The 24250-nt window shown below is 72.2% G+C and carries 19 protein-coding genes; 6 read left to right on the top strand and 13 right to left on the bottom strand.

What is annotated here, in order from left to right; translation table 11 throughout:
- Window positions 1-48: 48 nt before the first annotated feature.
- From scpB to J2X46_RS15585, 4 genes are read right to left on the bottom strand one after another with little or no spacing between them, the layout of a single operon-like run.
- On the bottom strand, window positions 49-837 hold the full coding sequence (scpB, locus tag J2X46_RS15600; protein WP_310252132.1) for an SMC-Scp complex subunit ScpB: 789 nt from the start codon (window positions 835-837) through the stop codon (window positions 49-51).
- The gene (locus tag J2X46_RS15595; protein WP_310252130.1) at window positions 834-1748 is read right to left on the bottom strand and encodes a segregation/condensation protein A; all 915 of its coding nucleotides are present in this window, start codon (window positions 1746-1748) and stop codon (window positions 834-836) included. Before J2X46_RS15595 ends, scpB begins: the two co-directional genes overlap by 4 nt.
- Complete coding sequence (locus J2X46_RS15590) at window positions 1745-2098, bottom strand: hypothetical protein (RefSeq protein ID WP_310252128.1); 354 nt, start codon at window positions 2096-2098, stop codon at window positions 1745-1747. The genes J2X46_RS15595 and J2X46_RS15590 overlap by 4 nt, the downstream gene beginning before the upstream one ends.
- Entirely contained in the window at window positions 2083-2982 is a 900-nt protein-coding gene (locus J2X46_RS15585; RefSeq protein WP_310252126.1) for a ParA family protein, read from the bottom strand. The genes J2X46_RS15590 and J2X46_RS15585 overlap by 16 nt, the downstream gene beginning before the upstream one ends.
- Before the next feature lie 497 nt (window positions 2983-3479).
- On the opposite strand from J2X46_RS15585, the gene J2X46_RS15580 reads away from it, so the two are divergent.
- The gene (locus tag J2X46_RS15580; RefSeq protein WP_310252124.1) at window positions 3480-4874 is read left to right on the top strand and encodes a gluconate:H+ symporter; all 1395 of its coding nucleotides are present in this window, start codon (window positions 3480-3482) and stop codon (window positions 4872-4874) included.
- An 11-nt stretch (window positions 4875-4885) separates the two neighbouring features.
- On the opposite strand, the gene J2X46_RS15575 is transcribed toward J2X46_RS15580, so the two are convergent.
- Window positions 4886-5572, bottom strand: a complete 687-nt coding sequence (locus J2X46_RS15575) for an FCD domain-containing protein (RefSeq protein WP_310252123.1) — start codon at window positions 5570-5572, stop codon at window positions 4886-4888.
- A gap of 69 nt (window positions 5573-5641) precedes the next feature.
- On the opposite strand from J2X46_RS15575, the gene J2X46_RS15570 reads away from it, so the two are divergent.
- Window positions 5642-6124: a gluconokinase gene (locus J2X46_RS15570; protein WP_310252122.1), complete on the top strand. Its 483-nt coding sequence runs from the start codon at window positions 5642-5644 to the stop codon at window positions 6122-6124.
- Window positions 6125-6147: 23 nt separating this feature from the next.
- On the opposite strand, the gene J2X46_RS15565 is transcribed toward J2X46_RS15570, so the two are convergent.
- Window positions 6148-8748: a DUF3516 domain-containing protein gene (locus J2X46_RS15565; RefSeq protein ID WP_310252120.1), complete on the bottom strand. Its 2601-nt coding sequence runs from the start codon at window positions 8746-8748 to the stop codon at window positions 6148-6150.
- Between the two features lie 83 nt (window positions 8749-8831).
- Here J2X46_RS15565 and J2X46_RS15560 point away from each other — a divergent pair, with 83 nt between their 5' ends.
- Together J2X46_RS15560 and J2X46_RS15555 are read left to right on the top strand one after the other, a co-directional pair.
- Window positions 8832-9869 carry an ATP-binding cassette domain-containing protein gene (locus J2X46_RS15560; RefSeq protein ID WP_310252118.1) on the top strand — a complete coding sequence of 346 codons (1038 nt, stop codon included), beginning with the start codon at window positions 8832-8834 and terminating at the stop codon, window positions 9867-9869.
- Complete coding sequence (locus J2X46_RS15555; protein ID WP_310252116.1) at window positions 9866-10681, top strand: ABC transporter permease; 816 nt, start codon at window positions 9866-9868, stop codon at window positions 10679-10681. Before J2X46_RS15560 ends, J2X46_RS15555 begins: the two co-directional genes overlap by 4 nt.
- Here the strand turns inward: J2X46_RS15555 and J2X46_RS15550 are convergent.
- The 4 genes from J2X46_RS15550 to J2X46_RS15535 all read right to left on the bottom strand — a co-directional run bounded on the left by J2X46_RS15550 (window position 10665) and on the right by J2X46_RS15535 (window position 16544).
- Window positions 10665-13793 carry a BTAD domain-containing putative transcriptional regulator gene (locus J2X46_RS15550; RefSeq protein ID WP_310252114.1) on the bottom strand — a complete coding sequence of 1043 codons (3129 nt, stop codon included), beginning with the start codon at window positions 13791-13793 and terminating at the stop codon, window positions 10665-10667. The two genes, J2X46_RS15555 and J2X46_RS15550, sit on opposite strands and share 17 nt — an antisense overlap.
- The gene (xerD, locus tag J2X46_RS15545; RefSeq protein WP_310252113.1) at window positions 13790-14710 is read right to left on the bottom strand and encodes a site-specific tyrosine recombinase XerD; all 921 of its coding nucleotides are present in this window, start codon (window positions 14708-14710) and stop codon (window positions 13790-13792) included. Before xerD ends, J2X46_RS15550 begins: the two co-directional genes overlap by 4 nt.
- A gap of 19 nt (window positions 14711-14729) precedes the next feature.
- Entirely contained in the window at window positions 14730-15845 is a 1116-nt protein-coding gene (gene ald / locus J2X46_RS15540; protein ID WP_310252111.1) for an alanine dehydrogenase, read from the bottom strand.
- Between the two features lie 78 nt (window positions 15846-15923).
- Window positions 15924-16544, bottom strand: coding sequence for an NUDIX hydrolase (locus J2X46_RS15535; protein ID WP_310252109.1), 621 nt, complete (start codon window positions 16542-16544; stop codon window positions 15924-15926).
- A gap of 46 nt (window positions 16545-16590) precedes the next feature.
- Between J2X46_RS15535 and pepN the strand changes: the two genes are divergently transcribed.
- Window positions 16591-19038 carry an aminopeptidase N gene (gene pepN, locus J2X46_RS15530; RefSeq protein ID WP_310252107.1) on the top strand — a complete coding sequence of 816 codons (2448 nt, stop codon included), beginning with the start codon at window positions 16591-16593 and terminating at the stop codon, window positions 19036-19038.
- Between the two features lie 19 nt (window positions 19039-19057).
- Complete coding sequence (locus J2X46_RS15525; RefSeq protein ID WP_310252104.1) at window positions 19058-20299, top strand: MFS transporter; 1242 nt, start codon at window positions 19058-19060, stop codon at window positions 20297-20299.
- 3 nt (window positions 20300-20302) lie between these two features.
- Here J2X46_RS15525 and J2X46_RS15520 read toward each other — a convergent pair whose 3' ends face one another.
- From J2X46_RS15520 to steA, 3 genes are read right to left on the bottom strand one after another with little or no spacing between them, the layout of a single operon-like run.
- Window positions 20303-21994: a CTP synthase gene (locus tag J2X46_RS15520; protein WP_310252102.1), complete on the bottom strand. Its 1692-nt coding sequence runs from the start codon at window positions 21992-21994 to the stop codon at window positions 20303-20305.
- Between the two features lie 11 nt (window positions 21995-22005).
- On the bottom strand, window positions 22006-22899 hold the full coding sequence (locus tag J2X46_RS15515; protein ID WP_310252100.1) for a copper transporter: 894 nt from the start codon (window positions 22897-22899) through the stop codon (window positions 22006-22008).
- Window positions 22896-24095 carry a putative cytokinetic ring protein SteA gene (gene steA / locus J2X46_RS15510; protein WP_310252098.1) on the bottom strand — a complete coding sequence of 400 codons (1200 nt, stop codon included), beginning with the start codon at window positions 24093-24095 and terminating at the stop codon, window positions 22896-22898. The genes J2X46_RS15515 and steA overlap by 4 nt, the downstream gene beginning before the upstream one ends.
- Window positions 24096-24250: the final 155 nt, after the last annotated feature.

The following is a 24250-nucleotide window of genomic DNA, read 5'->3' as shown; positions in this document are numbered from 1 at the left end:
CGGGGTCCCTGCGGAAGCGCGAGCGGAGCGAGTGGTTTCGTGGGGTGGTCATGCGATCTCGGTGCCGCCGTCGGGCTCGGTGCCGGACCCGCTGTGCGGGGACGCATGGGCATGCGCGGGCTCGGCCGCAGGCTCGGGCATCGCATCGACGGTCGGCTCAGCGGGTGCGTCCAGCCCGGCGACGCTGGCGAGCTCGTCCTCGAGGTCGTCCATGTCGGGGAGGTACGGCGCCAGCTCGGGCAGCTCCTCGAGCGAGGTGATGCCGATCCGCTCGAGGAAGTACGACGTCGTGCGGTAGAGGTTGGCGCCGCTCTGCTCGTCCTGCCCGGCCTCCTCGACGAGGCCGCGGGTGAGCAGCGTGCGCATCACGCCGTCGACGTTGACGCCACGGATGGCCGAGACCCGGGCGCGCGAGACGGGCTGCTTGTAGGCCACCACGGACAGCGTCTCGAGCGCGGCCTGGGTGAGCCTGGCCTGCTGGCCGTCGAGCACGAACGACTCCACGACCGCGGCGAACTCCGGACGGGAGTAGAAGCGCCAGCCGCCGGCGACCGAGCGCAGGTCGAAGCCGCGGCCCTGCTCGGCGTACTCGGCTGCGAGGCCCTCCAGGGCCGCCTCGACGTCGGCGACGGGGTGGCCGACCACGGAGGCCAGGCGGACCTTGTCGAGCGGCTCGTCGGAGACCATCAGGATCGCCTCGAGCGCCGGCCGCAGCTCGGCGACGGCCACCGCAAGGGTGTCCACGTCGTCGCTGTCGGGAGCCGGCTCGTCGGTCTCGGTCGGCTGCTCGGCCACGTCCTCGACGATCTCCTCGACCGCCTCGGGCTGCTCGCTCACTCGTCCTCCTGGGGCTCGTCCGCCGGACCGGTCGCACCGGCGTCGGCAGGCGGCGCATCGCTGCCTTCATCATCGTCCGACGGCGGGGCGCCGTCGAATTCGTCGTGGATGTCCACGTCGCCGTCCTCGGCGCCGGTCCAGCGCACCGTGAGCTCACCGAGCGGGGTGACCTGGTCGAACGACACCGCGCCCTCACGGAACAGCTCGAGGAGCGAGAGGAAGCGCGCCACCGTCGTCAGCCGGTCGGGCGAGTCGCCGCACAGCGCGCGGAACGTCATCGTGCCGCTGCGGCGCAGCCGGTCGACGACCACCTGGGCCTGCTCGCGGACGCTGACCTTGGCTGCGTGGATGTGCTGGAGCGACACCTCGAGCACGGGCTTGGGCTCCATCGCCTTGGCCGCGAGCTGCGCGAACTGCTCAAGGCCGATCCCGATCAGCACCTCGGGCAGCAGCGTCGCGAAGCGCTCCTCCAGCCCCACGGCGCGCGGGTGGCGCCGTGACTCCGAGGCCAGGCGCTCCTCGAAGACCGAGGCCACCTGCTTGAACGCGCGGTACTGCATGAGGCGGGCGAAGAGCAGGTCGCGGGCCTCCAGCAGCGCCAGGTCCTCCTCGTCCTCCACGTCGCCCTGCGGCAGCAGCCGCGCGGCCTTGAGGTCGAGCAGGGTCGCGGCGACGACGAGGAACGACGTCGTCTGCTCGAGGTCCCAGGCGTCGCCGAGGTTCTTCACGTGCGCGATGAACTCGTCGGTGACCTGCGAGAGCGCGACCTCGGTGATGTCGAGCTTGTGCTTGGCGATCAGGCCGAGCAGCAGGTCAAAGGGTCCCTCGAAGTTGTCCAGGCGTACGGCGAAGGCCGGGGCCTCGCTGCCGGGCTCGAGCGTCCCGGGAGCGAGGTCGGTCGAAGCGCTCACTCGTCGAGCAGCCGCTGGACCAGGGGGCTGTCGGCGCCCTGGGTCTCGAGGTCGGCGAGCACGAGGGCCAGCGCCTCCCGCACGAGCCGGCCACGGTCGACGGCCAGGCCGTGCTCGCGGCGCAGCGTCAGCCGGGCGTGCTCGATGTCGAGCAGCTCGTCGGCGGTGACGTAGACGGTCATCTTCTCGTCGTGACGGATCCGCCCGCTCGGGCGCTTGGGCGTCGGCTCGGCGTCGTCGGCGACCGCGCGAACCCGGCGGGGACGCTGCTCGGGCGCCGCCTCGGCAGCGCCGTCGGAGGTCGGCCGGAACAGGTCGTCCGCGGCCGGCATGCTCACTCGGCGGGCCACCGGGTGAGCACCTCCTTGGCCAGCTGGCGGTAGGCGTCGGCGCCTGTCGACGACGAGGCGTACGACGTGATGGGCTCGCCCGCGACGGTCGCGTCGGAGAACTTCACCGTGCGGCGGATGACCGTGTGGAAGACCGTGTCGCCCCACGCCGAGACCAGGCGCTCCATGACCTCGCGGCTGTGGAGCGTGCGACCGTCGAACATCGTGCCGAGCACGCCGTCGATCTCGAGCTTGGGGTTGAGCCGCTCGCGGACCTTGTCGATCGTGGTCTTCAGCAGCGCGACACCGCGCAGCGCGAAGTACTCGCACTCCAGCGGCACGATGACGCCGTCGGAGGCGGTCAGCGCGTTGACCGTCAGGAGGCCGAGCGAGGGCTGGCAGTCGATCAGGATGACGTCGTACTGCTCCAGGGCGGGGGCGAGCACCCGCTGCAGGGTCTGCTCACGCGCGACCTCGTGGACCAGCTGCACCTCGGCGGCGGAGAGATCGATGTTGGAGGGCAGCAGGTCCATGCCCTCGATGCCGGACGGGACGACGACCTCGTCGAGCGTTGTCTCGCGGTCCATCAGCAGGTTGTAGATGGAGGCGTCCATCTCGTGCGGGTTGAGTCCCAGGCCGACGGACAGCGAGCCCTGCGGGTCGAAGTCGACGAGCAGCACCTTGCGGCCGAACTCGGCCAGCGACGCGCCGAGGTTGATCGTGGTGGTGGTCTTGCCGACGCCACCCTTCTGGTTGCACATCGAGATCACCCTCGCGTGTCCGCGCCGGGTCACCGGACCGGGCTCGGGGAAGACGGGCATCGGGCGACCCGTCGGCCCGAGGGGCGCGTCGTCGCGCTCGAGGACCTCGACGGTCGGTCGTTCGAAGGGGATCGGCTGGGTCACGGGGTGCTCGTCTCGGGGGGAAGGCTGGCTCGAGGCCGGGGAAGGAGAAGGGGCCTGCGGGACCGGAGGTCGGGCCAGGGGCGGCATCTCGGGGGCACTGCTCCCGGAACTTCCCGGACCTGGGAATCCCGCACCACTCATGTCAGCTCCTTCGCGTCGGCTGGGGGTTCGATTGGATCACGCCGAAGGCCATGAACTTTGTCGACACGTCGACAGTTCCGAGAACGGCTTCGCGCGACTCTAGGACCGGCCGGAGAGGCCCGACAACACCGTCCCCCAGTCCCACAGGCCGCACCCGAAATCTGTGTACGACGCCCGCCTCACGTGCACAGGCGGAGCGTCCCTGTGCACAAGCCTGTGCAGGCTTCCGGCCCCTCCCGAAGACTGGCGCAGACACCACGGCTTGCCAAAGGTAGTACCTTTCGGCGAAGATGCCCGGGACCTGTGACGACGCTCACACCGCGTCCACCACGACCCCACCTTTGGAGCCCTCCCCCATGGACAACCTCGAACCGGCGTACAGCACGCCCGTCCTCCTGCTGATCGCCGCAGCCGCCGTCGGCCTGCTGCTCTTCCTGGTCATGAAGGTCCGTCTGCACGCCTTCATCGCCCTCGTGCTGATCAGCGTGCTCACCGCGGTCGCCGCCGGCATCCCGGTCGCGGACGTGCCGGCGGCGCTCCTGGCCGGGTTCGGGACGACCCTCGGCTCGGTCGCCCTCCTCGTCGGGTTCGGGGTGATGCTCGGTCGGCTCCTCGAGGTGACCGGAGGCGCCCAGGTCCTCGCCGACAGCCTGATCAACCGGTTCGGTGAGCGGCGCGCCCCCTTGGCGCTGGGCGTGGCCGCGCTCCTCTTCGGGTTCCCGATCTTCTTCGACGCCGGACTCGTGGTCTTCCTCCCGATCATCCTCACGGTCGCGCGACGCTTCGGCGGCTCCGTGCTCTTCTACGCCCTCCCCGCGGCCGGCGCTTTCGCCGCGATGCACGCGATCGTCCCGCCGCACCCCGGCCCGGTCGCCGCCGGCACCGCACTGGGCGCCGACATCGGCGTCGTCCTGCTCATCGGCCTGCCCGTGGCCGTGTTCTCCTGGTACGTCGGCGTCTACCTCGTCTCGCGCGTCCTCGGTCGCAGGTACGACGTCCCGGTGCCCGCCCTGCTCTTCGGCGAGGTCAACGGAAGCACCGACGCCGACCGCCCCACCGTCACTCCCCCCACGTTCGGCACGGTCCTGGGCCTGCTGCTGGTACCGCTGGTCCTGATCTCCTTCAACACCGTGCTCACCACGCTGGTCACCAGCGGCACCCTGGCCGAGGGGCAGACCTGGGTGGAGCTCCTCCAACTGCTGGGCAACACACCCGTCGCCCTCCTCGTGAGCCTGCTCGTCGCCATCGCCGTGCTCGGGCGCCGTACGGGCTCCCTGGCCCACACCACGGAGGTGCTCGACCAGTCACTGGGACCCATCTGCTCGATCATCCTGATCACCGGCGCGGGCGGGATGTTCGGTGGCGTGCTGCGCACCAGCGGCATCGGCGACGCGCTGACCTCCTCGCTCTCCGACCTGGGGCTGCCCCTGCTGCTGCAGGCCTTCCTCATCGCCACGGCGCTGCGCGTCGCTCAGGGCTCGGCCACGGTCGCGCTGACCACGACGGCCGGCCTGATCGCCGGCCAGACCGGCGGCCTCGGCAACGTCGAGCTCACCCTGCTCGTCGTCGCGATCGCGGCCGGCTCCACCGTGCTGTCCCACGTCAACGACTCCGGCTTCTGGCTGGTGAGCCGGTTCTTCGGGATGGACGAGAAGACCACGCTGAAGACGTGGACTGTCATGGAGACCACACTCGGCGTCACCGCGTTCGCCATCGCGGCGGTGCTGTGGCCGGTGGCAGGGCTGCTGTGACCTCGATGAGGTCAGGGGGCGTGGCCGAGGTCGGAGACCACTTCGGCACAGATCGCGGTCATCGCGAAGCGCGCCACCTCGGCCTCACCCCCTGCGACCGCGTCCGCCACGACCTGGTGGAGCCGACGCGCCTCCCGCTTGGGCTCGGGAGGCATCAGGTCGTGGTCGGTGCGTCCGCGCAGCACTTCCTCCACCACACCGCCGAGCCGGGAGAACATCACGTTGCCCGAGGCGCGCAGCAGCAGCCGGTGGAACGCGATGTCCTGCTCGAGGAACGCGCGGAGGTCGCCGGCCGCGCCGGAGTCCTCCATCTCCTCGGCGATCCGCACGATCTCGGACCGCTGCGTCTCGTCGGCATGCACGGCCGCGAGGGCGGCCGACGCCGGCTCGACGGCGGCGCGCAGCTGGGCCAGCTGGTGGAGGTGCGCCACCCGGTCGGCGCCGTCGAGCCGCCACCGGATCACGGCGGGGTCGAAGTCGTCCCACTCCTCGCGGGGCAGGATCCGCACGCCGGTGCGGCGTCGGCTCTCCACCAGGCCCATCGACACCAGCACCTGCACCACCTCACGGGCGACGGTGCGGGAGACACCGTAGGCCTCCCCGAGCCACTCCAGGGTGATCACGGTGCCCACGGGCAGGTCACCCCGGACGATCCGGGGGCCAAGCTCGGCGAGCACGGTGCTGTGGGCGGTCGACACGCCGAGCAGACTATCCCCGCGTCCGACCGCCGTGAGGGACCCCTAGGTGCACCGCGTCACCTGGTGGTGATGGGGGTCTCGGGCACCGGGAAGACCACGGTCGCGAGCGCGCTCGCCCACCACCTGGGCTGGCGCTTCATCGAGGGCGACAGTCTCCACCCACCCGCGAACATCGCCAAGATGTCCGCCGGGACCCCGCTCGACGACGACGACCGCCGACCGTGGCTGGAGGTGCTGGGACGGCTGCTGGCCTTCCACCACGTCGACGGCGTCTCCAGCGTGCTCACTTGCTCCGCCCTCAAGCGCTCCTACCGCGAGATGCTGCGCGCGGGTGTGCCGGAGGGCTCGGTCTTCTTCGTGCACCTCAACGCGCCGTTCGAGGTGCTCCGCCAGCGGATGGAGTCGCGCGAGCACTTCATGCCGCCCTCGCTGCTCCAGTCGCAGCTCGACACGCTCGAGCCGCTCGGGGCGGACGAGGCGGGCGAGGTGTTCGACGTCTCGGGGGCGGTCGAGGACGTGGTCCGCGCCGTCGTCGAGGTGATGGGCGTCTGAGCGCCCGCCGGCCCGCGACGCGCTCAGAGTCGGCGCACCACCCGCGTGGCGAGCACGAGCTCTCCCGCCTCGTCGGTCGCGTCGCAGTCGACGACCGCCTCGATGACCCAGTCGTGGTGGCCCTCGGGGTCGTGGATGGTCTGGCGTACGTCGCGGACGCGCGCGGTCGTGCCCTCCTCGACGCCGACCGGCTCACCGGTGCGCTCCTCCCCCACCACCAGCAGGTCGGGGCCTCGCGCGTCGCCGTCGGTGAGCACCGAGTCGTGCTCGCCGTAGTAGTCCTCCAGCGCGGTGTCCCAGACCGACCGGCCGACGACGACCTCACGCGGCGGGTCGGAGCGGTCGGCGGCCGCCCGCTCGAGACGTACGAGCGTGTCGAGGTCGTCGCGGGCGAACGCCTCCACGCGTGCCCACATCGCGTTGCGCAGCATCACCCGGAACGGGCGCTCCTGCCGCGAGAGCGGGCGCGGCGGCGGGGGCGGCTCGTGGTGCGCCACGGCCGACGACGCGTGGTCGGGGTCCGACAGCGCCTCCCACTCGTCGAGCAGCGAGGAGTCGGTCTGCCGGACGGTCTCCCCCAACCACTCGATGACGTCCTCGACCTCGGGCGCGCGGTGCGCCTCGGGGACGGTCTGGCGCAGCGTCCGGTAGGCGTCGGTGAGGTAGCGCAGGACGAGGCCCTCGGAGCGGGCGAGCTGGTAGCGGCCGACGAAGTCGGTGAAGCCCATCCCCTTCTCCCACATCTCCCGCACGACCGACTTCGGTCCGAGCGCGTCCTCGGGGAGCCAGGGATGGGTCTGGCGATAGGTCTCGTAGAGGGCCTCGAGGAGCTCGCGCAGCGGCTGCGGCCAGGTGATCTCTTCCAGCAGCGCCATCCGCTCGTCGTACTCCAGGCCGTCTGCCTTCATCTCGCCGATCGCGTCGCCACGCGCGGCGTGCTGCTGCGCCATCAGGATCTGGCGCGGCGCCTCGAGCACCGCCTCGACGACGGACACGACGTCGAGCCCGTAGGTCTCCGCCTCCGGGTCGAGCACGTCGAAGGCCGCGAGTGCGAAGTGGGCGAGCGGCTGGTTGAGCGCGAAGTCGTCGGGCACGTCGGCGCTGAGGACGTAGCGCCGGCCGGACGCGTCGAGCTCCGGCAGCCGGGTCACGATCCCGGTGCGCACCAGCGACCGCGACAGCCGAAGCGCCCGACGAGCGAGGCGCAGCTGCCCGCGCCGCTCCTCGTGGTTGTCGGTCAGCAGCCGCCGCAGCACCGGGAACGCGTCCTCCTCGCGCGAGACGACGTTGACCAGCATCGCGTTGTCGACCTTCATCCGGCTGGTCAGCCGCTCGGGCACGCCCGCGACCAGCTTGTCGAAGGTCTGCTCGGTCCACACGACCGTGCCCTCGGCCGGCTTCTTGAGCTGCGCCTTGGACTTCTTCTTGCCCGCCGCGACCCGCGCCGCGGCCTTCGCCTTGGCCTGCTCGTTCTCGATCACGTGCTCCGGCGCCTGTACGACGACGTAGCCGGCCGTGTCGTAGCCCGCCCTGCCGGCCCGGCCGGCGATCTGCTGGAACTCCCGCGTCCGGAGCACCCGCTGCCGGTTGCCGTCGAACTTGGCCAGCCCGGTGAACAGCACGGTGCGGATCGGCACGTTGATGCCCACGCCGAGGGTGTCGGTGCCGCAGATGATCCGCAGCAGGCCCGCTTGGGCGAGCGTCTCCACGAGCCGGCGGTACTTCGGCAGCATCCCCGCGTGGTGTACGCCGATCCCGTTGCGGACCAGCCGCGACAGGGTCTTGCCGAAGCCGGCCCCGAAGCGGAAGGCCCCGATGCGCTCGGCGATCGCCTCCTTGTCGACCTTCTTCGGCGGGTGCCGGAGCAGGTTGGTGGCGTGCTCGACCGCGGCCGCCTGGGTGAAGTGGACGACGTAGACCGGGTCCTGGCCGGTCGTGACCAGCTCCTCCAGCGTGTCGTCGAGCGGGTCCATCGACCAGCGGAAGCTCAGCGGGACCGGGCGCTCGGCGTCGTCGACGACCGCGGTGTCGCGCCCGGTGCGCCGCTTGAGGTCGTCGACGAAGAAGGAGACATCGCCGAGGGTGGCCGACATCAGGAGGAACTGCGCGTCGACCAGCTCCAGCAGCGGCACCTGCCACGCCCAGCCCCGGTCGTGCTCTGCGTAGAAGTGGAACTCGTCCATCACCACGAGCCCGACGTCGGCACCCCGGCCCTCGCGCAGCGCGATGTTGGCCAGCACCTCGGCGGTGCAGCAGATGATCGGGGCGTCCGGGTTGACCGCGGCGTCGCCGGTCAGCATGCCGACGTTGTCGGCGCCGAAGATCTCGATCAGGGCGAAGAACTTCTCGCTCACCAGCGCCTTGATGGGCGCGGTGTAGAAGCTGACCTCGTCGCGGGCCAGCGCCGCGACGTGCGCGCCGATGGCGACCATCGACTTCCCGGAGCCGGTCGGCGTGGCGAGGATGACGTGGTTGCCGCCGAGCAGCTCGATGACCGCTTCGTCCTGGTGCGGGTAGAGCTCGAGGCCCTGGTCGGTGACCCACGCCGTGTAGGCGTCGTACACCGCATCGGGGTCGGCGCCGGCCGGCACGCGGGTGTCGAGGCGTGCGGCGCGGTCGGGCATGCGTCGATCCAACCATCCGCGGGTTTCAGCGCTGAAGGCGCCGCGCAACCACCGTGAAACCGGGCGGCCGCAGGCTTGCCGTCATGACCACAGACAACCACTCCGACCGGGAGCTCGCCGTCCGCGCCACCGGCCTCGTCAAGCAGTTCGGCGACCAGCGCGCCGTCGACGGGATCGACCTCGAGGTGCACCGCGGCGAGGTCTACGGCGTGCTCGGCCCCAACGGCGCCGGCAAGACCACGATGCTCCGGATGCTCGCGACCCTGCTGCACATCGACGCGGGCCAGGCCGAGATCTTCGGCCACGACGTCCGCGTCGAGCCCCACGCCGTACGACGCCTCCTCGGTGTCACCGGGCAGTACGCCTCCGTCGACGAGAACCTGACTGCCACCGAGAACCTCTGGCTCTTCGCCCGGCTCCAGGGCATGTCGCGCACCAACGCCCGCAGCCGCGGTGCCGAGCTGCTCGAGCAGTTCGACCTCACCGAGGCGGCCACCAAGCCGATCTCCGCCTTCTCCGGCGGCATGCGCCGGCGACTCGACCTCGCGGCCAGCCTGCTCACCCGCCCGCCGCTGATCTTCCTCGACGAGCCGACCACCGGCCTGGACCCGCGCACCCGCGGCCAGATGTGGGAGACGATCCGCGACCTGGTGCGCTCGGGCTGCACGGTGCTGCTCACCACGCAATACCTCGACGAGGCCGACCAGCTCGCCGACCGGATCGCGGTCATCGACCGCGGCCGCAAGGTCGCCGAGGGCACCGCCGACCAGCTGAAGTCCTCGGTCGGCCAGTCCACGCTCCAGCTCCAGGTCGCCGACCCGGCCGACCTGCAGACCGTGGCCGACGAGGTGCGCCGCCTCATCGGCGAGGAGGCCGTGCCCTCCCCCGAGGCCCGCCGCGTCAATGTCCCGCTGACCCGCACCGACCAGTCCATCGACGTCCTGGTCGCGCTGCGCGACCGCGGCGTCGCCATCGAGTCCGTCACCGTCCAGAAGCCCTCGCTCGACGAGGTCTTCCTGGCCCTGACCGGGCACGACACCCAGGACCACACCCAGGACCAGCCGGCGTCCGACGAGACCGCCGGCACCGACGATCCCGAGCTGATGGAGGCCTCCCGATGAGCACTCTGACCGTGACCGACCCCGCCGACATCGTCATCCCGCCGAGGGTCAGCCTCGCCGACACCGTGAGCCAGACCCTCACCCTCGCGTGGCGCGCGACCATGAAGATGCGGCGCAGCATGGAGGTGATGTTCGACGTCACCATCCAGCCGCTGATCTTCACCGGCATGTTCGCCTACATCTTCGGCGGCGCGGTCTCCGGCGACGTCAAGAGCTATCTGCCGCTGATCATCACCGGCCTGATCGGCCAGACCGTGCTCACCGCGTGTGTCGCGACCGGCGTCCAGCTGCGCACCGACATGGACACCGGCGTCTTCGACCGCTTCAAGGTGCTGCCGATCGCCCGGATCGCGCCCCTGGCCGGCCCGATGGTCGCCGACCTGCTGCGCTACTTCATCGCCTCCGTGCTCACCTTCGCCGTCGGCATCGCGATCGGCTACCGCCCCGGTGGTGGCGTGATCGGCGTGGCCGGCGCTGTCCTGCTCGCGATGCTCGCGGGCTGGTCGCTGGCGTGGATCTTCACCTACTTCGGCATCCTCGGGCGCAACGCCCAGGCCGTGCAGGGCATCTCGCTGCTGGTGATGTTCCCGCTGACCTTCCTGTCCAACGCCTTCGTGCCGACCGACACGATGCCCGGCCCGCTGCGGGCCTTCGCCGAGGTCAACCCGGTCTCGCTGGTCATCACCGCGATCCGCGACCTCGCCAACGACGGCGCGGTCACCGGCAACGTCGGCTGGGCGCTCCTCGGCTGCGCGGTCGTGATCGCGATCTTCGCGCCGCTCTCGGTGCGGGCCTTCAACCGGAAGATGTGACCCACCGCTGCCGCAGCCGCTCGACCGCGGCGGCAGCACCCGGCAGCAGCTCGGGGCCCGGGCGGTCGGCCAGCTCGTCCACGAGACGGCCGACCCGCCCGGGCGCGACCGTGTCGGCGAGGGCGACCAGCGGCTCCCAGGCCATCACCGGGATGCTGCGGTTGTAGGCCCACCGGTGCGCGACCGCGAGCAGGTGGACGGCCTCGTCGTGCTCCTCCGCTGGGCCGTGGCGCAGCACCCAGGCGGCCAACGCCACCAGGAGAACGCCGTTCAGGGGCAGGTCGGTGAACCACAGCGTGCCCTCGGGCGTCAGCCTGCTGTCGCCCGCGACGACGTCGCGGAGCTCGTCGGCCCGCGGATCCGGGCCCAAGCTACCGTGCCGGACGCGGGCGACCAGCGCCGCCGACGCCGCCAGGGCGAGCCAGGGCGACGTCGCCGGTCCGCCCTCGACGTCGGTGACCAGCCCGACGACCGCGTCGTAGCGACCGAGGGCCTCCTCGTAGTCGCCCTTGGCCAGGGCCAGCTCCGCCTGGGCGGCGTACCAGGTCAGGCGGGCCCCCATCTGCGCGGTGTCGCCGTCCGGCGGGCCGAACGTCTCCAACAGCGCCTCGGCCTCCTCCACCCGGCCGTCGAGCAGGGGCGAGATGGCTGTCGCGACCTGCAGGCTGTAGGCGTCGGTCAACGAGTGGATCCGCTCCAGCACCGGCCACGCGACCGCGGCGTGCTCAGCGGCCCGCTCGTGCTCGCCCACCGCCATCGCCAGCTGGCTGAGCTCGGCGTGCAAGGAGGCGTGGAGGTACGGCGGGAGCGGGCCCTCGAGCGCCTCCTCGGCATAGGTGCGGGCGGCATCGATGTCGCCGTCGTTCTCCGAGACGATCGCCGCCCAGAGCAGCAGGGCACCGGCCATCGCCGGCCGGGTCTCGTGCGCCGCCACCTCGGCGAGCCGCGGCGCGACGGGACCGTCGTCGACGTAGACCGTGTGCGCGACGAGACCCCATGCCCCGGTGGGCGTGTCGCCCTGGAGCAGCAGGCCGCGGAGCCCGCCGAGGTCGGCTCCCGGCATCCAGCTCATGTGGACCATCAGCACGCCCGCTGCGTCCTGGGCGTGGCCGTGCAGGCCGTCCGGCACCTCCCAGCCGGCGAGCAGCTCGGCGGCCGCGTCGCAGATCGCGAAGATGCGCGGCTGGTCGCCGGTGATGGTCCAGAGGCCGCCCAGGAGCGACACCAGCCTCACGACGAGCTCACGGTCGCCGGTGGCCAGCGCGTGCCGCAGCACGTCGGTGAGGTTGTTCTGCTCGCGCACCAGTACGTCGACGAGGCGGGCCTGGTCCTCCGACAGCACGAGGTCCAGCGACCGGTCGGCAAGCTGCTGGGCCCAGCGGCGCTGGGCCTGGGTCGCCTCCTCGGCCTCACCGCTGCGGGCGAGCTGCGCAGCGGCGTACTCGCGGATCGTCTCGAGCGCCCGGAAGCGGGACGTGCCGCCGTCCTCGGAGATCACCAGCAGCGACTGCTCGGCGAGCTCGTCCACGAGGTCGGAACCGTCGGGTCCCAGCACCGACACCGCGGTCGCCCGGTCGACGCCGTCCTGGAAGACCGACAGCCAGGCCAGCGCGCGCTGCTCGTCGGGGGTCAGCAGGTCCCACGACCAGCCGATCACGGCCTCGAGGGTGCGGTGCCGGTCGGGGGTGCTCCGGTCGCGGCTGCGCAGCGTGGCGAACCGGTCGTCGAGCGCGGCAGCCACCTCGGTCACGGTCATCGTGCGGACCCGCGCGGCCGCGAGCTCCACGGCCAGCGGCAACCCGTCGAGCCGGTCGACCACCGCGCGCACCAGCTCCGGCTCGAGGACCGCGTCGGGCCGGGTGGCCGATGCTCGCTGCACGAACAGCTCCACGGCGTCGACGGTCGAGAGCTGGCTGAGCGGCACGGCTCGCTCCGCGGCCAGCCGCAGCGGTGCCCGGCTCGTCGCGAGCACCTGGAGGTCACGCGTGGTGGCGAGCAGGAAGGCCACGAGGGCCGCCACGGGCTCGAGCACGTGCTCGCAGTTGTCGAGCACGAGGAGCGTGGGCCCGGCATCGAGCTCCTGAGCGAGTCGGCCGCGTACGTCGGCCTGCTGGGCGGGCGTGAGCGCGGTGCGGGCCGTCACCGAGCCGCGCACGCCGAGGGCGGCGCCGACGGCCACGACCACGTCGTCGCCCGCACCGACGCCGACCAGCTCCACCACGTGCACCCGCGCGAGGCTCGACTCCCGCGCGAGCACCTGCGCAATGCTGGTCTTCCCGATGCCGCCGGGGCCGAGCACGGTCACCAGGCGCGAGGCCGCCATGGCCGACCGGAGCCGGGCCAGGTCCTGCTCGCGGCCGAGCAGCCCTGCGCCGTCGTACCTCACGCCGGTGCGCACGGGGTCGTCGGCAGCCAGCAGCTCGCGGTGCAGGCGCTGCAGCTCAGGTGCCGGGTCGACGCCGAGACGCTCGGCCAGGTCGAGCCGGTAGGCCTCGTAGCGGCTGAGCGCGACGGCGGGACCGCCGAGGGCCGCCATGGTGCGCAGCAGGTCGGCCAGGACGCCGGCGTCGTCGGCCCAGCGGGCGGCGGCCGCCTCGAGCAGCGGGAGCGCCTCCGCGTGCCGCCCCTGCCGCGCCAGCGCGCGGCCCAGCAGGTCGTCGGCCGCGTCGAAGGTGCGGCCCGCCAGGTCGCGGAGCCGGGCGAGCGGACCGGTGGCGGCGTCCGCGGCGGGCACGGGCCAGCTGCGCGCCGACTGCGCCTGCTCCGCCGCGGCAACGGCGTCGCCCGCCAGGAGCGACTCGCGGGCGTGGGACACCCGCAGGCCCAGCGCGAGCACGTCGACCTCGTCGGGGTCCAGCCCGAGGCGGTAGCCGGTCTCGGTGAGGTCGACCGCGTGCGGCGCGGTCGCGGAGCGCACCCGCGAGACGATCACCTGGAGCGCCTTGCCGGGCGTGGCCGGCGGCTCGTCCTCCCAGATCTGCTCGACGAGCTGGGCGACGGACAGGCCGCGAGGCTCGAGCACGAGTGCGGCGAGCAGTGCGTGCAGCCGGGCTCCCACGATCGGCGTCCCGTCCCAGGCGGGCGGGCCGAGGAGCTCGAGGCGGATCGTCATTCGCGCGCTCGCGGGTGGGCGGTGGCGAAGACCTCGCGCAGGTTGTCGACCGTGACGAGCGTGTAGACCTGCGTGGTGGTGACCGAGGCGTGCCCGAGCAGCTCCTGGACCACGCGGACGTCCGCCCCGCCGTCGAGCAGGTGGGTGGCGAAGGAGTGCCGCAGGGTGTGCGGCGACACCGAGGCCGTCACACCGGCCCGCTCGGCCGCCTTCACCAGCACCGCCCACGCGCTCTGCCGGGAGAGCCGCCCGCCGCGCGAGTTGAGGAACATCGCCGGCCCGCCGCGGCCGGAGCCGACGAGCTCGGGACGCGCGCGGGTGAGGTAGGCGCCGACCGCCTCGCGGGCATAGGTGCCCACCGGCACCAGGCGCTCCTTGCCGCCCTTGCCGCGCAGCAGCACCGTGCCGTCGACGGTGTCGAGGTCGTCGATGTCGAGCCCGACCGCCTCGGAGATGCGGGCGCCGGTGCCGTAGAGCAGCTCGAGCAGGGCACGGTCGCGCAGCGCCAGCACCGTGTCCGGCGCACCCGCCGCCTCGAGGATCGCCTCCACGTCGGAGAGCGGCAGCGCCTTGGGCAGCCGCTTGGCCGGCGTCGGCGGCTTCACCGCGGCCGCCGGGTCGGCGGCGGCGAGGCCGTCGGAGACCGCGAACTTGTGGAAGCCTCGCACCGCGACCACGGTGCGTGCCGCCGACGTCGCGCTCAGGGGCGGGTGCCCCTCGCTGCCCTCCCGCAGGTCGACGAGGAACGCGGCCACCGTCGCCTCGGTGACCGCGTCCAGGTCCTCGATGCCCTGACGGGTGAGGAACTCGTCGTAGCGCGCCAGGTCACGCCGGTAGGAGCTCAGCGTGTTGGCGGCCAGGCCGCGCTCGACCGCCAGGTGGTCGAGATAGGTGCGAAGAGCGCGGCGCAGCGTCACCCCACCAGTCAACAGCCCCTCACCTCAGGATGCTGTCCAGTCCCACCGACTCGATGCCGACCGCAGCGCCGACGGGGCCGTTGGTGAGCTGGCCGGCGTGGGTGTTGAGACCGAGCGCGAGGCTGCGGTCGTCGCGCAGCGCCTGCTGCCACCCCTTGTCGGCCAGCGCGACGGCGTAGGGCAGCGTCGCGTTGGTGAGGGCGTACGTCGACGTGTTCGGCACCGCGCCGGGCATGTTGGCCACGCAGTAGAACACCGAGTCGTGCACCGCGTAGGTCGGGTCGTCGTGGGTGGTCGCGTGCGAGTCCTCGAAGCAGCCGCCCTGGTCGATCGCGATGTCGACGAGCACCGAGCCGGGCTTCATCCGCGAGACGAGGTCGTTGCTGACCAGCTTCGGCGCGGCCGCGCCGGGGATCAGCACGGCGCCGATGACCATGTCGGCCTCCATCACCTGCTGCTCGATGGCGAGCTTGGACGACGCGAGGCCGTGGACCCGGTTGTTGTAGCGCCAGAACGACATCCGCAGCTTGTCCAGGTCGGTGTCGAGCAGCGTCACGTCGGCGCCCATGCCGAGCGCGATGTTGGCCGCGTTCTGGCCGGAGACGCCGGCGCCGATGATGACGACCTTGGCGTTGGCCACCCCGCCGACGCCGCCCATCAGGACGCCGCGGCCACCGTTGGCCTTCATCAGCGAGTACGCCCCGACCTGGGGCGCGAGGCAGCCCGCGACCTCCGACATCGGGTAGAGCAGCGGCAGCCCGCCCGAGGGCAGCTGTACGGTCTCGTAGGCGATGCCGGTGACCTTGCGGTTGATCAGCTCCTCGGTCAGCGGCTTGTCGGCGGCGAGGTGGAGGTAGGTGAAGAGGGTCTGGCCCGCGCGCATCCGGCCGTACTCCTCGGCGACCGGCTCCTTGACCTTGAGGATCATGTCGGCGGTGCCCCACACGTCGTCGGCCGTGTCGAGCATGGTCGCGCCCGCGGCGACGTACTCCTCGTCGGGGATCAGCGAGCCCTCGCCGGCGGTCTTCTGCACGTAGACCTCGTGTCCGTGCTGGACCAGCTCGTGCACACCGATGGGGGTCAGGGCCACGCGGTACTCGCGGTTCTTGACTTCCTTGGGTACGCCGACCTTCATGCCTTGCTCCTCCGGGGTCCGGGCGCCCACCACGGTGTGGGCCGCCTCACAGCGGGACGACACTACTCCCGGGCGGGCTCAGCCGGCGTCCAGGGTGCCCCGGCTCCTCAGCACGGCGTACGCCAGCACGGCCTGCGCCAGCGGTCCCTCGCGCACGCGCCCGTCGAGCACCGCGTCGAGCAGCTCCTCGAAGGGCACCCAGAAGCGCTCCATCTCCGCCTCCTCGTGCTTCATCTCGAAATCCCCGCGGGGCGCGTGCGTGAGCCCGCGCGCCAGGAAGATGTCGTGGACCTCGTCGGTGATGCCCGCGCTGGAGTAGGTGCTCAGCAGCAGCCGCCAGTCTGCGGCGTCGAGCTCGACCTCCTCCCGCAGCTCGCGCTTCGCGGTCTCGACGGCCGGCTCGTCACCGGCGTCGCGCAGCCCGGCCGGCAATTCGACGAACTCGTGGCCGCTGGTGTGGCGGTACTGGCGCAGGCACATCACCCGCTCCTCGTCGTCGACGGCGAGCACGATCACCGCGCCCGGGTGCTCGAGGCTGATCCGGTCGAACTCCTCAGGATGGCCCGGACGCGTGATGGTGTCCTCGCGCAGCGCCACCACCCAGTCGTCCCGGTGCAGGTCACGGCTCGCCACCACCGGCCAGGACATCGGCCGGTCGGCGAGCGGTTCGACGGGAGGTTCTCCTGACGGGTGTGACATGCCCCGCACGGTAGCGCGGATGGACAGGGTGAGTACGGTCACCCGTATGACGTTGTCGACCCTCACCAGGCACGAAGCAGCCACCCGGTCCGACCTCCTCGAGGTGCAGCGCTACGACATCGCGGTCGACATGACCGGGCTGCTCGAGGGCGAGACCTGGTCGTCGGTCAGCACGATCACCTTCACCTGCACCGAGCCCGGCGCCACGACCTTCGTCGACGTGGCGATGGACGTCGCGCGCGCGACGCTCAACGGCGTCGAGGTCGACGTCTCCGCGGCCGCGGACGGCCGCCTCCCGCTGCCCCCGCTCGCCGAGGTCAACGTGCTCGTCGTGGAGGCCAGCACCACCAACACGGGCAGCGGCGAGGGCATCCTGCGCACCGTCGACCCCACCGACAAGCTCGTCTACGTCTGGACCAGCCTCGAGCCCGACGAGGCCCGCCGCGTCTGGGCCTGCTTCGACCAGCCCGACCTCAAGGCGCCGCACCGGTTCACCGTCACCGCGCCGTCGTCGTGGCTCGTGACCTCCAACGGCGCGCCGGAGTCGATCGTGGACGCCGAGTCCGACGACGCCCGCGTCTGGACCTTCCCCGACACGCCCCGCCTGTCGACGTACGTCGTCGTGGTCAACGCAGGTCCGTTCCACGAGGTGCGCCGCCAGCACGACGGCCACGACCTCGGGTTCTACTGCCGGCAGTCGCTGGTGGCCGTGCTCGAGCGCGACCTCGACGAGCTCGTCACCCTCACCCGGCAGGGCCTCGCGTTCTTCGGCGAGCGTTTCGACTGCCCGTTCCCGCAGGAGCGCTACGACCAGGTCTTCGTGCCCAACCTCGGCGGCGCGATGGAGAACTGGGGCTGCGTGACCTACGGCGACGGCCAGCTGTTCCGCACTCCCCCGACCCACGCCCAGCGCGGCCTGCGCGCCGAGTTCATCTTCCACGAGATGGCCCACATGTGGTTCGGCGACCTCGTGACGATGCAGTGGTGGGACGACCTGTGGCTCAACGAGGCGTTCGCCTCGTGGGCGGCCAACTGGGGCCTGGCCGGCGCGAGCGAGTTCACCGACCAGTGGGCCACCTTCCTCGCTGCCTCCAAGCGCACCGCCTACGAGATGGACATGAGCCCGGCCCGCCACCCCATCCGCAGCGACGTCCCCGACGTGTCGGCGGCGATGTCGAACTTCGACGCGATCACCTACGTCAAGGGCCAGAGCGTGCTCCACCAGCTGGTGGCCTACATCGGCGAGGACGCCTTCGTGGAGGGCCTGCGCGACTACTTCAGCCGGTACGCCTTCTCCAACACCCGTCTCGACGACCTGATGGACTGCTACTCCCGCGCCTCGGGCCGTGACCTGTCGGCCTGGACGAAGGCGTGGCTCGACGAGTCCGGCACCGACGTCATCTCGCTCGTGGGCGACGAGCTCGTCGTCGAGACCACCGACGGTCAGGAGCCCCGCCCCCACCGCCTCGACATCGCGGTCTTCGACACCTCCGGCGACGACCTCGCGCCCGCCGGCCGGTCCTCCCACGAGGTGGGCGGCCAGCGGACCACCGTCGAGCTGCCCGCCGGCGACCTCCGCCTCGTCAACGCCGGCGACTACACCTTCGCCGCGGTCAAGCCCGACCCCACCTCGCTGGAGCAGATGCTGCAGCGGGTCCAGCAGCTCACCGACCCGCTCGACCGCGCCCTCGTCGCGGCCACGGCCGGCCAGCTCCTGCTGCTCGGAGACGTCGCCCCGCGCGACGTCTCGGCCGCGCTCACGCGGGCACTGACCACCGAGACCAGCCCTGCGCTGATCGAGCCGTTCCTCGGCCAGGCCCTCCAGGTCGCCGACCGGTGGGCGCCGGCCGCCGAGTCGCCCGGGCTGCTGCTCGCGCTCGCCGACGCCGCCACCGGCCTGGTCGACCTCCCGGACGCCCGGCAGGCAGCACTGCGCACGCTGGCCTCCTCCGCCTCCACCGACGCGCACTGGACCGTCCTGGAGGAGGCGGCCGCACAGGCGACCGACCTCGACCTGGCCTGGCGCATCGCCGTACGGCGTTCGGAGCTCGGTGACTACGACGAGGGCCGGGTCAAGGCCCTGCTGGAGGCCGACCCCGACCCCGACGCCGGGATGCGGCGCCTGGCCGTGCTGGCCGCCCACCCCGACGTGGAGGCCAAGGAGGAGGTCTGGCGCGCGTTCTTCGTCGACTACGCCGTGCCGGCGAGCCGGGAGACCCTCGTGCTCGGCTCGACGTTCTGGCGCCCGGGCCAGGCCGAGCTGCTCGCGCCGTTCACGCACCGCTACCTCGACGAGCTGCACACGCTCAAGGGCGGCCTGCTCAACCAGGGCCTCACCATCCGCGCGATGTACCCGCTCGGTGCCGGCGACGCGGCGTTCCTCGCCGCGGCCGAGCAGGCCGCCGACGACGAGACCCTGATGGCCTACGCCCGCAACCATCTCCGCTCCAACTCGTTCGTGCTCAGCCGGATCCTGCAGGCGCGCCAGCTCTGACCCCGGCGTCGCAACCCGAATGGCAGAGCCCCTGCGGTCGCCCGCGTTCCGCACCTACTGGTTCGCGACGACCGTCGGTTTCCTCGGCCTGTCCTTCACCTCGCTGGCCGTCGACGTCCTGGTCATCCGGGGCCTCGACGCCAGCGAGGTCGGGGTCGGCGTGGTGCGTGCCTCGCAGTACCTCCCCTACCTGCTGATCGGCCTCGTCGCCGGTGCGTACGTCGACCGCTGGCGGCGCCGGCCCACGCTGGTCGTCGCCAACCTCGCCCAGGGCGCGCTGCTGCTGCTCCTGCCGCTGCTGTGGTGGCTGGACGCGCTCACGGTCTGGGCGGTGGCGGGCGTGCTCCTGGCGGCCGGCATCGGCGCGGTCTTCGCCGCGGCCGCCGAGCAGTCCTACCTCCCCGACCTGGTGCCCCGCGACGAGCTCGTCGCGGCCAACGCGCGCCTCGGCCAGGCGATGACGGTCTCCCAGTCCGCGGGTCCGCCGCTCGCAGGCGCCTTCCTGGCCGGGCTGGGCGCCTCGGCAGCGCTGGTCACCGGTGCCCTCGCCCGCCTGGTCACGGCGGTCCTGGTCCTCAGGATCCCGCACGACGAGCCGCCGCCGGCGCCGACCGGGCGGCCGCACCTGCGTCGCGACATCGCCACGGGTCTCGCCTTCATCTACCGGCACCCGATCCTGGCGCCGCTCGCGATCTCGACGCACACGTGGTTCCTCGCCAACAGCATCGCCACCACCGTGCTCGGCCTGTTCGTCCTGCGCGGGCTCGACCTCGGCGCGACGGCCTACGGCTTCGTGCTGGCGGCCGCGGGCGTCGGTGGCTTCGTCGGTGCGGTGTGCGCGCCCGCGCTCGGTCGGCGGATCGGCGAGGGTGACGCCGTGATCATCGGCCGGGCGATGTGCACCGTGGCGTGGCTCGCGGTCGCGCTGACCCCCGACCTCGGCGGCGCGGCAGCAGCGTCGTACGTCTGCGGGGCGTTGCTGCTCTACGGCCTCGCGATGGGCCTCGAGGACCCCAACGAGATGGGCTACTGGCAGTCCCTCACGCCACGTGACGTGCTCGGACGGGTCAACGCCACGCGTCGTTCCGCCAACCGGTCGATCGCCGTCGTCGGAGCGCTGCTGGGTGGCGTGCTCGCGTCCGTCGTCGGCTACCGCGGCACCCTCGTGGGCGTCACGGTGGCCTTCGCCGTCGCCTGCCTCGTGGTGGTGCTGTCGCCGCTACGCGGGGAGCGCGTCGCGACGACGGCGCACGACCGCTGAGGCTCAGTCCTCCGACTCGTCCTTGCGGCGCAGGCCCGACTCGTCGATCGGGAAGCGCTCGGAGCGCTGGCGCTCGATGGCTGCCCCGATCAGGCCGGCGAAGAGCGGGTGCGGGCGCGTCGGGCGCGAGCGCAGCTCGGGGTGGGCCTGGGTGGCGACGTAGTAGGGGTGCACCTCGACCGGCAGCTCGACGAACTCGACCAGGCCGAGCTCGGGGTTGATCCCCGAGAACACCAGGCCGGCCTCCGCGAGGGTCTCGCGGTAGGCGTCGTTGAACTCGTAGCGGTGGCGGTGCCGCTCCTCGATCGTGTCGGCGCCGTAGGCGGCGCGCACGACGCTCCCCTCGGCCAGCTCGGCCTTCTGCAGGCCCAGGCGCATCGTGCCGCCGAGGTCGCCGGCCCCCTCCACGAACTTCTTCTGCTCCTCGATCGTGGAGATCACCGGTTCGACCGTGTCGGGGTCGAACTCCGTCGAGCCGGCCTTGCCGAGGCCGGCGACGTTGCGGGCGTACTCGATGACCATGCACTGCAGGCCCAGGCAGAGCCCGAGCGTCGGGATGCCGTGCGTGCGGGTGTAGCGCAGGGCGCCGAGCTTGCCCTCGATGCCGCGCACCCCGAAGCCTCCGGGGACCAGCACCGCGTCGACGTCGGCCAGGTGCTTGGCCGCGCCCGCCTCGGTCTCGCACTCGTCGGAGGCGACCCAGCGGATGTTGACCTTGGCCTCGTGGGCGAAGCCGCCCGCGCGCAGCGCCTCGGCCGGGGAGAGGTAGGCATCGGGAAGGTCGATGTACTTGCCGACCAGTGCGACGGTGACCTCCTCCGCGGGGTGGTGGACGCGGCGGAGCAGGTCGTCCCAGTTGGTCCAGTCGACGTCGCGGAACGGCAGGTCCAGGCGGCGTACGACATAGGCGTCGAGCCCCTCGCGGTGCAGCACCTTCGGGATGTCGTAGATCGACGGCGCGTCGGCGGCGGTGACCACCGCGTCGTCGTCGACGTCGCACATCAGCGCGATCTTGCGCTTGATGCCCTCGGGCAGCTCCCGGTCGGCCCGGCACACGATCGCGTCGGGCTGGATGCCGATCGAGCGCAGCGCCGCGACGGAGTGCTGGGTCGGCTTGGTCTTCAGCTCACCGGAAGGGCCGATGAAGGGCACCAGCGAGACGTGGATGAAGAAGCAGTTGTCGCGGCCGATCTCGTGCCGCGTCTGGCGGGCCGCCTCGAGGAACGGCAGCGACTCGATGTCGCCGACCGTGCCACCGATCTCGGTGATCACCACGTCGAAGTCCGGGCCGCCCATCGCGAGGATGCGGTCCTTGATCTCGTTGGTGATGTGCGGGATGACCTGGACGGTGTCGCCGAGGTAGTCGCCGCGACGCTCCTTGGCGATGACCGTGGAGTAGACCTGCCCGGTCGTCACGTTGGCGATCTGGTTGAGGTCGGTGTCGAGGAACCGCTCGTAGTGCCCGATGTCGAGGTCGGTCTCGGCCCCGTCGTTGGTCACGAAGACCTCACCGTGCTGGAACGGGTTCATCGTCCCCGGGTCCACGTTGAGGTACGGGTCGAGCTTCTGCATCGTGACGCGCAGCCCGCGCGCCTTGAGCAGGTTGCCCAGGCTGGAGGCGGTGAGCCCCTTGCCGAGGGAGGAGGCGACGCCTCCAGTGACGAATACGTGCTTGGTCGGCGTGCGGCTCTTCACGGGCTTCGATCCTACCCGACGGGAACGGGTCCGTCCGAACCCGACGCACCGAAGGATCCGCCCTGGGTGCCCAGTGCACGCTGCAGGGCGACGATCGTGGCGACCCGACCGGCGGGCGTGTCGATGCCGTCCACGCTGGCGACGGCGGCCGCGGCCGGGTCCGAGCGGAAGCGCCCGAGCTGCCCCGAGGCACCGTCGGCGGTGGTGCCCGCGACGACGAGGCCGGTGGCCTGCGCCGCGAGGCCCTCGGCCAGGCCGGCCAGGATCGCGTCGGACCCCTCGTCGTCCGCGTCGGTGCCCAGCACCAGGAGCACGAGCGGCGAGCGCTGGTCGACCTTGTCCGGCTTCGCCATCAGCCCGGCGCCGCTGATCGCGTCGACGATCGCGCGGGCCTTGCCGTTGACGTCCTCGCCCTCGGCGACCTTGCTCGCGACCGCGAGGCCGAGGAGCTGCCCGATCCGGTCGTACGTCGACGCCTCCGCCGACACGGCGTCCGCGGACTGCTGGGTGAGGAGCTGGCTGCCGAGGGTGTCGACGAGCGACTTCTGGCTCGGGTCCACGAGGTCCTCGGCGAGCGAGTAGCGGGCGCTGACCTTGCCTCCGGCGGCGTCGATGCCGTCGGCGATGGCCGACACCTCGCGCTCGTCGGCGCCGGGGACGGTGACGATCGCGACCGACCGGTCGGTGAGGCGACCGTTGAGCAGCGTCGGCTCGACCGCGGTCAGGAACGACTCGTTGTAGGCCGCCTGCGGGCTGTCGCCGGCGGGCTCCGCGGCCCTGTCGTCGCCCGACGTCGCGACGGTCGCGCCGACGTCGGAGAGCGGTCCGCCGCCGAGCACGATCCCGGCCGCGAGGGCCAGGAACACGGCGACGATGGTGAGCACGTGGTGACGCAGGGTGATCACGGGAGAAGTCCTCGTACGTTGTCGATCAGGTCTGAGGTGGTGCGGGAGACGGCCGGCGACGCGTCGTCGACCCACTGCTGGCCCACCGGCGTAACGCTCACGGCGGCGGCGACGGCGAGCACGCCCGCCAGGACGGCGCCCAGCAGGTGCCGGGGCCGGACGGCGCCGTCGTACAGCCTCGGGAGGGCTGCAGCGTCCACGAGGTCGGGGCCCAGCTTGAGGCGGGTCAGGAACGTGCTCGCCAGCCCGGCGCGACGGCGGTCCAGGAACTCGTTCAGGGTGGCGTGCATGCCGACGCCGACGATGAGTGCGGCGTCGCGGGCAGAGGCCAGCAGGAGGGCGGCGTCCTCAGTCGTGGCGGTGGTCTCGAAGCGCAGCGCGCGCACCCCGATCCGCTCGAAGTGCTCCGTGGCGCTGCGTGGGGTGCCGCGCTCGACGAGCACGATCACGTCGCGGGCCTTGCGGAGCACCGCCGCGGCGGGCAGGTCCTCGGTGCCGCCGGTGACGACCACCACGTCGGGCTGGTGGCCGGCGCTGGCCAAGGCGTCGGCGCCGCGGTCGACGCCGATCATCACCGGTCGCTGCTCGCGCACGAACGGCTTGATGCCGCGCAGCTCGTCCTCCCACCCGTGCGAGCGGACCGCCACGACCACCGGGCGACCCGCCATCTCGGTGGACGTCTGCGGGACGCCGTGGCCGTGCAGGAGCAGGTCCTGCTCGCGGCGGAGGAACTCGGTCGTGTTGTGGGTGAAGCTCTCCAGCTGGGCCGCCAGCCCGGTGCGGGCCTGGCCCATCTCCGCGCGCACGAGCTCCTCTGTGAGCTCGCGGGCCGGGGCGACGAGGTCCTCGCCGGCGTAGACCGCTCCCCCGTCGATGCGGAGCTCAGTGCCGTCCTTGAGCCGGTCGAACACCTCGACGCCGGCGTTGTCGACGACGAGCACGCCCGCCTCGACGAGCCGCTCGGGACCGAGGTTGGGGTAGCGCCCGGAGATCATCGGTCCGGCGTTGACCACGGCCACCACGCCGGCGTCCACCAAGGACTGGGCGGTGTCGCGGTCCATGTCGAGGTGGTCGATGACGGCGATGTCACCGACGGTCAGTCGGCCGAGGACGCTGGCCGTACGCCGGTGGATCCGGGCGGGGCCGTGCACGCCCGGCAGGGCGAAGGCTGGACGGGAGCGGACTGCGAACTTCATGACCGCGCCATGGTGTCAGCCGCGCACCTGCCGTTCCGGGAGGCACGCCCGCTCGGGCGCGGCGGGGCCGTGCACGCCCGGCAGGGCGAAGGCTGGACGGGAGCGGACTGCGAACTTCATGACCGCGCCATGGTGTCAGCCGCGCACCTGCCGTT

This window comes from Nocardioides sp. BE266, assembly GCF_031457855.1.
GTDB lineage: Bacteria > Actinomycetota > Actinomycetes > Propionibacteriales > Nocardioidaceae > Nocardioides.
This window is presented reverse-complemented; position numbering and strand designations above follow the sequence as displayed.